At 73.1% G+C, this 12963-nt stretch carries 13 protein-coding genes and 1 tRNA gene; 1 reads left to right on the top strand and 13 read right to left on the bottom strand.

Annotated elements, in window-relative coordinates; all coding sequences use genetic code 11:
• Positions 1-66: 66 nt before the first annotated feature.
• The 7 genes from JOF54_RS05195 to JOF54_RS05220 all read right to left on the bottom strand — a co-directional run bounded on the left by JOF54_RS05195 (position 67) and on the right by JOF54_RS05220 (position 4015).
• Positions 67-393 (bottom strand): hypothetical protein, encoded by a 327-nt coding sequence (locus JOF54_RS05195; protein WP_210053623.1) that lies wholly within the window; start codon positions 391-393, stop codon positions 67-69.
• A gap of 338 nt (positions 394-731) precedes the next feature.
• Positions 732-804: transfer RNA gene (locus JOF54_RS05200), tRNA-Ala, on the bottom strand.
• A gap of 61 nt (positions 805-865) precedes the next feature.
• On the bottom strand, positions 866-1540 hold the full coding sequence (locus JOF54_RS05205) for a histidine phosphatase family protein (protein WP_210053624.1): 675 nt from the start codon (positions 1538-1540) through the stop codon (positions 866-868).
• A complete protein-coding gene (rsfS, locus tag JOF54_RS05210; RefSeq protein WP_210053626.1) occupies positions 1537-1905 on the bottom strand; it encodes a ribosome silencing factor in 369 nt (122 codons plus the stop codon). The genes JOF54_RS05205 and rsfS overlap by 4 nt, the downstream gene beginning before the upstream one ends.
• Positions 1906-1939: 34 nt before the next feature.
• On the bottom strand, positions 1940-2584 hold the full coding sequence (gene nadD / locus JOF54_RS05215) for a nicotinate-nucleotide adenylyltransferase (RefSeq protein ID WP_245359046.1): 645 nt from the start codon (positions 2582-2584) through the stop codon (positions 1940-1942).
• 21 nt (positions 2585-2605) lie between these two features.
• On the bottom strand, positions 2606-2740 hold the full coding sequence (locus tag JOF54_RS21390; protein WP_281073326.1) for a hypothetical protein: 135 nt from the start codon (positions 2738-2740) through the stop codon (positions 2606-2608).
• 36 nt (positions 2741-2776) lie between these two features.
• Positions 2777-4015, bottom strand: coding sequence for a glutamate-5-semialdehyde dehydrogenase (locus JOF54_RS05220; RefSeq protein ID WP_210053628.1), 1239 nt, complete (start codon positions 4013-4015; stop codon positions 2777-2779).
• A gap of 264 nt (positions 4016-4279) precedes the next feature.
• Here JOF54_RS05220 and JOF54_RS05225 point away from each other — a divergent pair, with 264 nt between their 5' ends.
• A complete protein-coding gene (locus JOF54_RS05225; RefSeq protein WP_210053630.1) occupies positions 4280-6304 on the top strand; it encodes an AAA family ATPase in 2025 nt (674 codons plus the stop codon).
• A gap of 52 nt (positions 6305-6356) precedes the next feature.
• Here JOF54_RS05225 and JOF54_RS05230 read toward each other — a convergent pair whose 3' ends face one another.
• The 6 genes from JOF54_RS05230 to JOF54_RS05255 form a co-directional block, all read right to left on the bottom strand.
• Positions 6357-6845: a methylated-DNA--[protein]-cysteine S-methyltransferase gene (locus JOF54_RS05230; protein ID WP_210053632.1), complete on the bottom strand. Its 489-nt coding sequence runs from the start codon at positions 6843-6845 to the stop codon at positions 6357-6359.
• Positions 6846-6847: 2 nt separating this feature from the next.
• Positions 6848-7945: an ABC transporter ATP-binding protein gene (locus JOF54_RS05235; RefSeq protein ID WP_210053634.1), complete on the bottom strand. Its 1098-nt coding sequence runs from the start codon at positions 7943-7945 to the stop codon at positions 6848-6850.
• On the bottom strand, positions 7942-9087 hold the full coding sequence (locus JOF54_RS05240) for an ABC transporter ATP-binding protein (protein WP_210053636.1): 1146 nt from the start codon (positions 9085-9087) through the stop codon (positions 7942-7944). Before JOF54_RS05240 ends, JOF54_RS05235 begins: the two co-directional genes overlap by 4 nt.
• A gap of 1 nt (position 9088) precedes the next feature.
• Positions 9089-10030: an ABC transporter permease gene (locus JOF54_RS05245; protein ID WP_307803854.1), complete on the bottom strand. Its 942-nt coding sequence runs from the start codon at positions 10028-10030 to the stop codon at positions 9089-9091.
• Positions 10031-10040: 10 nt separating this feature from the next.
• Complete coding sequence (locus JOF54_RS05250) at positions 10041-11066, bottom strand: ABC transporter permease (protein ID WP_210053638.1); 1026 nt, start codon at positions 11064-11066, stop codon at positions 10041-10043.
• A gap of 66 nt (positions 11067-11132) precedes the next feature.
• Positions 11133-12809 (bottom strand): ABC transporter substrate-binding protein, encoded by a 1677-nt coding sequence (locus tag JOF54_RS05255; protein ID WP_245357976.1) that lies wholly within the window; start codon positions 12807-12809, stop codon positions 11133-11135.
• Positions 12810-12963: the final 154 nt, after the last annotated feature.

The following is a 12963-nucleotide window of genomic DNA, read 5'->3' on the forward strand; positions in this document are numbered from 1 at the left end:
CCTCCGGTGCACCTGACCTCCCGGCCGCAGCCCGGCCGCGGAGGTCAGGCGAGCTGGATCCGGGTGTCAGCGGGTGACGCGGAACGTCGTGCAGACCGGGCTCGTCACGGTCCCGGACAGGACGTCGGGATCCTCACCCGGCAGCTCGGCCACCAGCCCGACCATCACGTACCCCGACGGCTTCTCGATCCAGGCCTCCGGGGTCAGGGTCAGCGACCGCGGCTCGAGCCGGCCCGTCATCGCGTAGCTGCCGTTCGGGACCCCGGGGTTGCTCGCGACGGGCCCGAAGCTGAACACCGCTGACACCGACCCGCCGCCCTCGTCGGAGATGTCCAGGTCGAAGCCGGTCAGGCCCTGACCACAGGTGTAGGTGCCCTTCCACCGACCCGTCACGTCGCGGCTGCCGGGTGAGGGAGAACCCGTGGCCGTCGGGGTCGGGCCACAGCTGGGACCGACGAACAGGTCGCACGGCCCGCGCGCACTGGACGTCGGGAGCGGCGCGCCCCCACCCGGCGCACCGGCTGGGCCCTCGGGTGACGTGCAGCCGCCCAGACCGCCAGCCACCAGGAAGGCCACTCCGACGACGAGCGTCGAGGGCGGTGACCAGGGCCGGAGCACGCGGTGACCCTAGCAAGGGAGGCGACCACCGGAACCCGACGAGACCCGGGGTGCCGGTGAGCCCAGAGGGGGCCCGGAGAAGGAGATATCGCTGTGTCCAGCGGTGATGAGGGTGGAGCTTAGGGGATTCGAACCCCTGACCTCTTCCATGCCATGGAAGCGCGCTACCAACTGCGCCAAAGCCCCTCGCGGGTGTCCCCCGGAGCCTCCGGGCCTTGCGGCCGGTGCCCCTGACGACCCCGAAATACTAGCCTGCCGTCGCCTTGGTCGCGAAATCGGCCCGCTCCTCGAGCGGGTCGGTCGGGTCCGGGGCGGTGACGTTGTACTGCTCGATCCGCCAGTAGCGGCCCGAGCGGTGCCGGTCGACGCTCACCCACGCGCAGTTGGTGAGCCCGCCGAGGAGCCGCCAGTGCTCGGGCGGCAGGCCGACGAGCTCGGCGACGCCGGCGCGGCCGGCCAGGCCGTGGCTGGCCGCGACGACGGTGCTGCCGTCGGGAGCGGCCTCGGCCAGCTCGCGCAGGGCGGCCGCGACGCGGACGCCGACCTCGCGGGGGCTCTCCCCCGTCGCCGAGCGGCGGACGTCCTCGCCGGCGCGCAGCCGGGCGGAGGCCTCGGGGTCGACGCGCTCGACGTCGGAGCCCAGCAGGCCCTCCCAGCTGCCGACGTGGATCTCGCGCAGCCGGCGGTCGGTCGTCACCGGGAGACCGGTGAGGTCGGCGAGCTCGCCGGCGGTGTCGCGGGCGCGGCTGAGGTCGCTGGACCACAGCACGGCGGGCTCCAGCGCGGCGAGCGCGACGGCGGCGCGGGCCGCCTGGCCGCGGCCGACGTCGTCGAGCCCGATGTCGGCCTGGCCCTGGAACCGGTTCTCGACGTTCCAGGGGGTGCGGCCGTGCCGCCAGACGACGAGGCGGGCGGCGGTCACCGGCGCTCGTCGAGCCCGAGCGGGATCACGGGGCAGTCGCTCCAGAGCCGCTCGAGGGCGTAGAACTTGCGCTCGTCGCTGTGCTGGACGTGCACCACGACGTCGAGGTAGTCCAGCAGCACCCAGCGCTGCTCGCGGTCGCCCTCGCGCCGCACGGGCTTGGCGTCGAGGGCGCGCAGGGCCTCCTCGACGCCGTCGACGACGGCGCCGACCTGGCGCTCGTTCGTCGCGGTCACGACGAGGAACACGTCGGTGATGGCGAGCTGGTCGGAGACGTCGTAGGCGATGAGGTCGGTGCCGAGCTTGTCCACGGCGGCCTCGGCGGCCGCCCGGGTGAGCTCCAGGGCACGGTCGGTAGCTGTCACGATCTTCTTCCTGTCGGTGGACCGGGATCGGTCCTCACGGGCGGTAGAGCCCGCGCTTGGCGATGTACTGCACGATGCCGTCGGGCACCAGGTACCACGTCGGCTCCTGCTCGGCCACGCGCTTGCGGCACGCGGTGGAGGAGATGGCCAGGGCCGGGATCTCCATCACGGTGACGCGGTCGCGCGGCAGCTGGTCGATGACGGTGGTGTCGAGCTCGACCCCGGGCCGGGTGCACCCGACGAAGTGCGCGAGGTCGAACAGCCGGTCCGAGTTGCGCCAGGTGAGGATCTGGGTGAGCGCGTCGGCACCGGTGATGAAGTAGAGGTCGACGTCCTCCCCGCGCTCGGCGCGCAGGTCGGCCAGGGTGTCGACGGTGTAGGTGGGGCCGTCCCGCTCGACGTCGACCCGGCTCACGGTGAAGCGCGGGTTGGACGCCGTCGCGATGACGGTCATCAGGTAGCGGTCCTCGGCCGAGGACACCTCGCGGTCGGCCTTCTGCCAGGGCTGCCCCGTGGGCACGAAGACGACCTCGTCCAGGCCGAAACGGCTGGCCACCTCGCTGGCGGCGACCAGGTGGCCGTGGTGGATGGGGTCGAAGGTGCCACCCATCACCCCGAGCCGGTGCCGGTGGTTCGGGTCCTCGCCGCGGGTGCGGGCGAGCCCGGTGGCGCGGGGCAGCGACGGGTGCGAGGAGCTCACCTAGCTGTGCGGACGCCCGTTGCCCAGCACGACGGTGATCGCCAGCAGGGTGACGAGCAGGCCGAACGCGATCAGGCCGAAGACGATGGGCGGGAGCGGCAGCTCGGTCTCCATCAGGGTGAGTCCGAAGGTCATGGGCGCAGCCTACCGGTCGGCCGGCGTGCCCCGTGGTCAGCGGCGCGTCTGGCCCGACCCCGTGACGACGTACTTCGTCGACGTCATCTCGGCCAGCCCCATCGGCCCGCGCGCGTGCAGCTTCTGGGTGGAGATGCCGATCTCGGCGCCGAAGCCCAGCTCGCCGCCGTCGACGAAGCGGCTGGAGGCGTTGACCAGCACTGCGGCGGCGTCGACCTCGGCGGTGAACCGGGCCGCCGAGCGCTGCGACCCGGTGACGATCGTCTCGCTGTGCCCGGTGCTCCAGCGGCGGACGTGGGCCAGCGCGGCGTCGAGGTCGTCGACGACGGCGGCGGCGAGGTCGAGGGAGAGGTACTCGGTCCCCCAGTCCTCCTCGGTCGCCGGCACCACGTCGCCGTAGGTGGCCACCCGCGCGTCGCCGTGGACGGTGACCCCGGCCGCGGCCAGCGCCGGCAGGGCGAGCGGCAGGAAGGTCGCGGCGGCGTCGGCGTGCACCAGCAGCGTCTCGACGGCGTTGCAGACCGAGGGGCGCTGGACCTTGGCGTTGAGCAGGATCTCCAGGGCCATCGCCGGGTCGGCGCTCGCGTCGACGACGAGGTGGCAGTTGCCGACCCCGGTCTCGATGACGGGCACCTGGGCGTGCCGCACGACGTGCTCGATGAGGCCGGCGCCGCCGCGCGGGATGAGGACGTCGACCTGCCCCCGCGCCGCCATCAGCTCGTCGGTGACGGCGCGCGGCCCCGGGACCAGCTGGACGGCGTCGGCGGGCAGCCCGGCCTCGACCAGGCCGGCGCGCAGCGCGTCGACGACGGCGCGGTTGGACTCCGCGGCCGAGCTGGAGCCGCGCAGCAGCGAGGCGTTGCCGGACTTGAGGCAGAGCCCGGCGGCGTCGGCGGTGACGTTGGGGCGGGCCTCGTAGATGATGCCGACCACCCCGAAGGGGACGCGCAGCTGGCGCACCTGGACGCCGTCCGGGTTGGTCCACCCGCGGACGACGTCGCCGACCGGGTCGGGCAGCGCGGCGACCTGGCGCAGGCCGTCGACCATCCCGGCGACGCGGTCGGGGGTGAGCCGGAGCCGGTCGACGAGCGCGGCGCTGGTGCCGGCGGCCTCGGCCCGGGCCACGTCGGCGGCGTTGGCCTCGAGGACGGCCGTCCCGGCCTCGTTCAGGGCGTCGGCCATGGCGTGCAGGCCGGCGTCCTTCGCGGCCCGCGTGGCCCCGGCCAGCGCGAGGGCCGCCGCGCGGGCGCGGGTGGTCTGCTCGAGCACGGTCACGGGCCCCAACCTAGCGCGGCGAGGCCCTCCGGGACCCGGCCGACGGAGGGCCCGGACACCTCCCGCTCGCCCCGCCGCGGCTGGCCGGGGAGGCGCTCACCGGCCCGGTCCACAGCCGGCGGTCCGGCTCTGTCCACAGCCGGACCCGATCCTGTCCCGCGGGCCGGTCCGGGGATGGAAGGATGGGTGCTACCCGGGAGCGGGGGGCGCCGTCGGGAGACGGGGGCGTTTTTCGGGGACAGGAGCGGGACGTTGACACGGTTGGTGTTGCCAGAGCACCTGGCGGTGCTGATGTCGGGGCGCCAGTACATCGACGTCGTCGGCTCCGCCCAGCCCTGGCCCATCCCCGCCGGCTGGTGGGACCACGCCCGCAGCCGCGTCCGCGAGCTCGTCGAGGACCCGCGCGCCGGCGCCACCCAGAACTGGACGAGCTGGCCCGAGAGCACCCGCGACGTCGCGCCCTTCCTGCAGAACCTGGCCATGTCCCTGGGCGGCTACGTCGCCATCTTCGCCGGGGAGTTCGCGCAGTTCCCCGAGCAGCTGGTCGACGAGTACCTTTCCCCCACCCAGCGGCGTGAGCCGATGGTGGCCCGCAACTGGTACATGACCGACTGCGAGTGGCCGCTGTTCCTCTACAAGTACGCGGGCAACGACCCGGCCGCCCGGCGCGGGGCGCTGGAGCTGTCCCAGGAGTGCGTGCGCTTCCTGGCCGAGATCGGCCCGCTGCGGCCGCGGGCCGAGGCGCTGCTGGGGATCTACGAGCGCGTCCTGACCACCCGCGAGCTCCGCGACTTCCACACCAGCGCCGCCTTCCCCGAGGTGGCCCGGATGTGGCGCCACCAGCTGATGACCGAGGCCGAGCAGGAGGTGCTGCCCGAGATCGGCGGCTGGGGCGCCGCCCTGTCCTGGTCCTACGAGGGCCTGCAGGCCGCGCACGACCACCTCAGCCGCGTCACCAGCCGGGCCGAGACGCTGCCCGAGGTCGTCGCGTCGATGGCGCTCTGCGACAACGTCGACACCCTGCCCGCCGGCCTGGCCGTCGCCGTCGGCTCCCAGCGCTTCGAGGAGATCAGCGAGGCCTTCGAGGTCCGATCGCACGGCTTCGACTCCGCCGAGTGGCTGCAGGCCAACCGGGGCTGGCTGGCCCGCACGCTGCTGACCGGCGAGATCGACGCGTGCCGGGCCTGGCTGTCGATGGCCGCGCAGGTCTCGCGGGTGGTGGCCGGGCTGCCCGGTCCGCCCACGCCGTCGGCCGCGCCGGACACGATCGGCTTCGTCACCGACGTCGAGGAGCTGTTCACCTTCAAGCCGGCGGCCAACCCGATGGTCAAGGCGTTCGGCAGCGTGCCGCCGCCCGCCCGGCCGGCGCCCGTCGCCCGGGTCCCGCGACCGCTGGGGTCGGAGGCCGAGGAGGAGGACCTCGACGAGGACACCGGCGTCCCCGAGGTCGAGATCGGCGACCCGCAGGGCGAGCTGGCCGCGCTCGTCGGGCTGGCCCCGATCAAGGAGCAGGTCCGCCGGCTGGTGGCCGAGGCCAAGGCCGACCAGCTGCGCGCCCAGGCCGGGATGCCCGACCGGCACCGCTCCCGGCACATGGTGTTCGTCGGCAACCCCGGCACCGCCAAGACCACCGTCGCGCGGCTGCTCGCCCGCATCTACGCCCAGCTGGGGACGCTCTCCAACGGGCACCTGGTCGAGGCCAGCCGCGTCGACCTCGTCGGCCAGTACATCGGGCAGACCTCCCCGAAGGTCCGCAAGATGTTCAACAAGGCGTCCGGCGGCGTGCTGTTCATCGACGAGGCCTACGCCCTGATCCCGCACGACTCGCACCGCGACTTCGGCGTCGAGGCCGTCTCGACGCTGCTCAAGCTGATGGAGGACCGCCGCGAGGAGGTCGTCGTCATCGTCGCCGGCTACCCGCGGGAGATGCAGCGCTTCCTGTCCTCCAACCCGGGCCTGGCGTCGCGGTTCCCCAAGACGCTGACCTTCGACGACTACGACGACGACGAGCTGTACGCCATCTTCGAGCTGACGGCCGCCCAGGCCGGCTTCGAGATCGGGCCCGGCGTCGAGGAGCGGGTCCGCGCGCTGATTCCAGCCCCGCACCCGCCCGGGTTCGGCAACGGCCGCTTCGTCCGCAACGTCTTCGAGGAGGCCGTCTCCATCCAGGCCGAGCGCCTCGTCGACCTGGTCGAGCCCACCGTCGAGGACATCCGCACCCTGGTCGCCGCCGACCTGCCCACCGAGGCCCCGCCGGACGACCCCAAGCTGCAGGGCTTCTACCTCTAGCGCCGGCACCGCCCGGACGTCGACGGCCCGGTCGACTCGCGGCGCCCGTCGGTCAGAGCAGGGTCGGGGGCAGCGCGCCCTCGAGCTCGAGCAGCCAGCGCTTGGTGGCCACGCCCTGGCCGGGCTCGCCGCCGGAGTAGCCGCCGAGGCCGTCGCCGGCGACGACGCGGTGGCACGGGATGACCAGCGGGACCGGGTTGGCGCCCATGATCGAGCCGATGGCCCGGGCGGGCAGGCCGGTGCCGCTGCGGGACGCGAGCTCGCCGTAGGTGATGGTCGTGCCGTACGGGACCGTCTGCAGGGCCGCCAGCACGGCGCGCGTCGCCGGCTCCAGCGGGGGCAGGTCCAGGGGCACGTCGAAGTGCTGCCGGTGTCCGGCGAAGTACTCGCGCAGCTGGCCGACGACCTGCTGGACGCAGGCGTCCGGCTCGGTCGCGGCGCCGCGCGTCACCAAGCCCCAGCCCAGCTCCCGCAGCCCGGCGGGCCCGCCCAGCACCCCGAGGACCCCGACCGGGGAGTCGTACCGGTCGACGGACAGCACGGTCAGGCCCGGGCGGCCGGCGCGGGGACGTCCGGCTCGACCAGCAGCGTCGGGTCGGCGACGTGCACGGCCCCGCTGCGGATCTCCTCGGCCCAGTGGCAGGCGACCAGCCGGCCGGCCGCGCCCTCGACGGGGCGGAGCGCCGGCACCTCCGTGTCGCACCGGGTGGCCTGCCGGAACGGGCAGCGGGTGTGGAACCGGCAGCCCGAGGGCGGGTCGGCCGGGCTCGGCAGGTCCCCGCGGAGCAGGATGCGCTCGCGCCGGTCCTCGACGTCGGGGTCGGGGATGGGGATCGCCGACATCAGCGCGATCGTGTACGGGTGCAACGGCTCGGCGTAGAGGTCGTCGCTGTCGGCCTGCTCGACGACGGTGCCGAGGTACATGACGCCGATGACGTCGCTGATGTGCCGGACGACGGCCAGGTCGTGCGCGATCACCAGGTAGGTGAGGCCCAGCAGGTCCTGCAGGCCCTCCAGCAGGTTGATGACCTGCGCCTGCACCGAGACGTCGAGGGCGCTGACGGGCTCGTCGGCGATGACCAGCTCGGGGTTGAGGATCATCGCCCGGGCGATGCCGATCCGCTGCCGCTGGCCCCCGGAGAACTCGTGCGGGTACTTGGCCAGCGCCGAGCCGGGCAGGCCGACGACGTCGAGCATCGAGGACGCCTTGGCCGCGTGGCTCTTGGCGGAGTCGCGGCCGAACTGCTCCCGGTCGGCCTCCGACAGCCCGTGCACGGTCAGCGGCTCGGTGAGCAGGCTCTCGACCGAGGCCCGCGGGTCGAGGCTGGACAGCGGGTCCTGGAAGACCATCTGCATCCGGCGGCGCATCTTGCGCAGCGGCTCGGCGCCCAGTGCCCGCAGGTCCTGCCCGTCGAACAGCACCTGGCCCTCGGTCGGCTCCTCCAGCCGCAGGATCGCCCGGCCGAGCGTGGACTTCCCGCAGCCGGACTCCCCCACCAGCCCGTAGGTCTGGCCGCGCTGGACCGTCAGGTCGACGCCGTCGACGGCGCGGACGTGGCCCACCGTCCGGTCGAAGACCAGCCCGCGCTTGATCGGGAAGTGCACCTTCAGCCCGGACACCTGCAGCAGCGGGTCGTTCACCGTCGCTCCTCCCGGTCCGCAGCCGAGCTGTCCGACGTCTCCGGTGCCCCGGCCCCAGCTGGTCCGGACAGCTCGGTCCCCACGGGCGCCGGGTCCTCCGGGGCCGGGTGCACGCAGCGCACCTGGTGGCCCAGCCGGCCCATCGGCTCCAGCGGCAGGTCGGGGACGACGCAGTCGTCGGCGGCGTGCCGGCAGCGGGGCGCGAAGGCGCAGCCCTGGTCCCAGCCCAGCACGTCGCGCGGGGTGCCGGGGATCGGCCGCAGCGGCTCGCCGCGAGGCGCGTCCAGCCGCGGGATCGAGCTCAGCAGGCCCTCGGTGTAGCGGTGCCGCGGGTGCCCGAACAGCTCCCGCCGCGGCGCGGACTCCACGACCCGGCCGGCGTACATCACGTTGACGACGTCGCACAGCCCGGCGACGACGCCGAGGTCGTGGGTGATCATCACCATCGCCGTCCCCAGGTCGTTCACGAGCTCCTTGAGCAGCTCGAGCACCTGGGCCTGGATGGTGACGTCGAGCGCCGTCGTCGGCTCGTCGCAGATCAGCAGGGCCGGCTTGCAGGCCAGGGCGATGGCGATCAGCGCGCGCTGCCGCATGCCGCCGGAGAGCTGGTGCGGGTACTCCTTGAGCCGGCGGCCCGGGTCGGGGATGCCGCAGCGCCGGAGCAGGTCCTCGGCCTCGTCCCGGGCGTCGGACCGGCTGATGTCCTGGTGCCGCCGCAGCACCTCGGTGACCTGGGTGCCGACCGGCACGACGGGGTTGAGCGAGCTCATCGGGTCCTGGAAGACCATCGCCAGCTCGCGGCCGCGCAGGTCGGACAGCTCGGCGGGCGGCAGGGTGAGCAGGTCGCGGCCGCGGTAGAGCGCCTTGCCGCTGACCTGGACGCCGCGGGTGGGCAGCAGTCCCATCACCGCCATCGAGGTGACGGACTTGCCGCTGCCGGACTCCCCCACGATCCCGACGACCTCGCCGGGCCGGACGGCGAACGAGACGCCGTCGACGGCGCGGGTGGCCGGGCCGCCGCGGCGCTGGAAGGTGACCCGCAGGTCCTCGACCTGCAGCAGCACCTCGTTGCGGTCGACCGGCCCGCGGGCCGAGCGGCGGACCAGGGTGCGGTCCTGGACGCCCGTGCTGGACGTGGTCATCTCATCTCCTCGACTTCGGGTCCAGCGCCTCGCGCAGCGCCTCGCCGAAGAGCGTGAATCCCAGGGCGGTGATCGCGATGCAGACGCCGGGCAGCAGCGCCAGGTGCGGGTCGCTCTGCAGCCGGTCCTGGGCCTTGACGAGCATCCGGCCCCACTCGGCGGTGGCCGGATCGGGTGCGCCCAGCCCCAGGTAGGACAGGGCGGCGACCTCGATGATCGCCGTGGCCAGCGTCAGCGTCGCCTGGACGATGACCGGGCCGAGGGAGTTGGGCAGCACGTGGCTCATGACGATGGTGCGCTTCCTCAGCCCCAGCGACACCGAGGCCAGCACGTAGTCCTGGCCGCGCTGGGCCAGCATCGAGCCGCGCAGCAGGCGGGCGAAGATCGGCACCTGCGCGGCGCCGATGGCGATCATGATCGCGCTGGGCCGCTGCCCCAGCACCGCGGCGATGCTCACCGCGAGCAGCAGCGACGGGATGGACAGCAGGATGTCGACGACCCGCATGACGACGGTGTCGACCCAGCCGCCGAGGCCGCCGGCCAGGGTGCCGAGCACCGCCCCGCCCAGCAGCCCGAGGGCGGTGGAGACGACCCCGATGACCAGCGAGGCCCGGGCGCCGTAGAGCAGCTGGGTGAGCAGGTCGGAGCCGAAGGGGTCCAGCCCCAGCAGGTGCTCCGCGGAGCGACCGGGGACGCTGCTGGGCGTCACCTGCTCGATCCACTCGGTGCTGGCGGCCCGGTACGGGGTGAGCAGCGGGGCGAACACCGCCACCAGGACGAACAGGGCCACGATGACGGCACCGACGACGGCGCTCGGGTTGCGGCGCAGCCGCTGGAAGGCGCCCCGCCACAGGCTGGTGCCGCGGTCGTCGGCCCCGCCGTCGCCCATCAGCTGGGCCAGCGCCTGCGGCCGCTCGGGCTGCAGCGTGTCGAGCGCGGTCACCGGGTCCCCCTCACGCGGCACGCAGCCGCGGGTCGATGACGCCGTAGAGGAGGTCCACGACGAGGTTGATGAGCGCGTAGATGACGGCGATGAAGAGGATGAAGCCCTGCAGCACGGCGAAGTCCAGCCCGCTGATGGCGTCGAAGAGGTACGAGCCGATGCCGTTGAAGGCGAACACCGACTCCGTCAGCACCGCCCCGGCCAGCAGCGCCCCGGTCTGCAGGCCGATCGTCGTGGTGACCGGGAGCATGGCGTTGCGCAGCACGTGCCGGCGGGTGATCAGCCCGCGGGCCAGGCCCTTGGAGCGGGCGGTGCGGACGTAGTCCTCGTTGAGCACGTCGATCACCGACGCCCGCGTCATCCGGACGATGATCGCCAGCGGGATGCAGCCCAGCGCGATGCCCGGCAGCACCAGGTGGGTGAGGGCGTTCCAGGACGCGTCCCACTCCCGGGTCAGCAGGCCGTCGAGCACGTAGAAGTTCGTCACGTGGGTGGCGTCGATGCGGGGGTCCTGGCGGCCTGACGTGGGCAGCACCGCGAGCACGCCGAGCGGGCCGGGCAGCCCGACCGCGAAGACGATCTTGAGCAGGTAGGCCAGCACGAACACCGGCACCACCACGCCCAGCAGCGAGCCGGCCACGAAGACGCGGTCCAGCCAGCCGCCCGCGCGGGTGGCGGCCAGGTAGCCGACCGGGATGCCGAGGACGACGGCGAACAGCAGCGCCGCCACGCTCAGCTCGACGGTGGCCGGGAAGCGCTCGAAGAACGTGCCCAGCACCGGCAGGCCGGTGCGCGGGGAGTTGCCGAAGTCGCCCTGCAGCAGCCGGCCCGTGTAGGTCAGGTACTGCGTGACCAGCGGCTTGTCGAAGCCGTACTGGGCGTTGACGGCGGCGATGGCCTCCGGGGTGGCCTTCTCGGCCAGCAGCGCCCGGGCGGGGTCGCCGGGCAGCGCCCGCACCCAGGCGAAGAGCAGCACGCTGAGCCCGAACAGCACCGGGACCAGCAGCAGCAGACGACGGATCGTGAACCTCAGCACGGGCCGGACCCCCCGGTCACCGCGCCGGCCCGCCCCGACCCGCGCGGGGTCGAGGCGGGCCGCCGGTCACTTGCTGACGGTGACGTTGTTCCACACCTCGTCCTGGACGGGGCTGGCCACGAAGCCCTGGACGCCGGGCGCGAAGGCCAGCGACGGGGCGGGGTGGGCCAGCGGGACGCCCGGGGCGTAGTCGGCGATCTCGGAGTTGATGGCGGAGTACGCCGGGATCTGCTCCTCCCGCGTCGGCAGCTCGCGGGCCGCTGCCAGGTCCTTGAACAGCTTCTGGTTGTCGAAGCCCCACTCGGAGGACTTGCGGCCGAAGAAGACGCCGAGGAAGTTGTCCGGGTCGTTGTAGTCGCCGGTCCAGCCGAGCAGGTGGATGTCGTGCTTGTCGACCCCCGCGTCGCCCTGGATCATGTCGAGGTAGTCCGGGCTCCACTTGGCCGCCACCGGCGTGACCTTGATGCCGGCCTTCTCCAGCTGGCTCTTGATCACCGCGAAGGTGTCCTCGGGGGCCGGCATGTAGGGCCGGGAGACCCCGGTCGGGTAGGCGAACTTCAGCTCGAGGTCGGACTGCCCGGCATCGGCCAGCAGCTGCTTGGCCTTGTCCAGGTCGTAGGGGTAGGCCTCGACCTGGTCGTTGTAGCCCTCGACCGTCGGCGGGATGAACTCGATGGCCGGCTCGGAGCCCTCCGGCAGCGAGGACTTGACCACGGCGGCCCGGTCGATCGCGTAGGTGATGGCCTGGCGCACGCGGACGTCCTGCAGGGCCTTGTTCTTCTGGTTCATGCCCAGGTACAGGATGTTGAAGGCCGGCCGGTTGACGATCTGGAAGCCGTCGTCCTTCAGCGGCTGCACGTCGGCGGGGCCGACGAGGTCGTAGCCGTCGATGTTGCCGGCCTGCAGCTCCTGGGTGCGGGCCTTGGCGTCGCTGATCGTCCGCACGATCACGGTCGCCGTCTTGGCCTTCTCGCCCCAGTAGTCGGGGTTGGCCTTGAGCGTGACCTGCTGGCCGCGGTCCCAGGTGTCGAACAGGTAGGGGCCGGTGCCCGTGGGGTGCGCCGTCGCGTACTCGGAGAACCGCGGGTCGGTGTCGGTGCCCTCGGTCTTGTCGGCGTTGTACTGCGTCAGCGCCTCGGGGCTCTGCATCGAGAACGCGGGCAGGGTCATCGCCTGCACGAACCCGGCGAAGGGCTTGTTCAGCGTGACGACGGCCTGGGTGGCGCTGGGCGCCTCGCAGCTGTCGTAGATGCCGCCGGTCTTGCCGCTCTTGAAGCCCTTGAACAGCGAGTTGTAGTAGTAGCTGATGTTCTCGGACTGGTTGACGCCGGTCCAGTTGTACCAGCGGTCGAAGTTGGCGCAGACGGCCTCGCCGTTGAAGTCGGTGCCGTCGGAGAACTTCACGCCCTCCCGCAGGTCGAAGGTGTAGGTCTTGCCGTCCTCCGAGGGGGTCCACTTCGTCGCGAGCAGCGGCTCGACGTCGGTGGTGCCGGGCTTGGCCCCGACGAGGCCCTCGAAGATCTGCCGGGAGATGCGGAAGGTCTCGCCGTCGCTGGCCATGGCCGGGTCGAGCATGACCGGGTCGGAGGACGCGGCGAACACGAACGTGGCGTTGCTGCCCGCGTCGGCGCTGGTGTCGGAGCCGGCGTCGCGCTCGCTCTGCGCGCAGGACGCGAGGGCGGTGACGGTGGCCAGGGAGGCGAGCACCGCCATCGTCTTCTTGAAGGTGCTGGGGATGGTCAACGTCCACCTCGTGGGTGCGGCCACCCCCCCGGGAGACCAGCGTCAGCTGTGCCGGGGAGGGGCGTCGGACTGGAAGTGGTCTGACCCTACAACGGCGGACGGGGTGCGACGGCCACCGACGAGGCGCGCAACCTGGCGGTAACAGGACGTCTGC

Origin of the sequence: Microlunatus capsulatus, from assembly GCF_017876495.1 — a bacterium.
In the GTDB taxonomy this organism is placed as follows: domain Bacteria; phylum Actinomycetota; class Actinomycetes; order Propionibacteriales; family Propionibacteriaceae; genus Microlunatus; species Microlunatus capsulatus.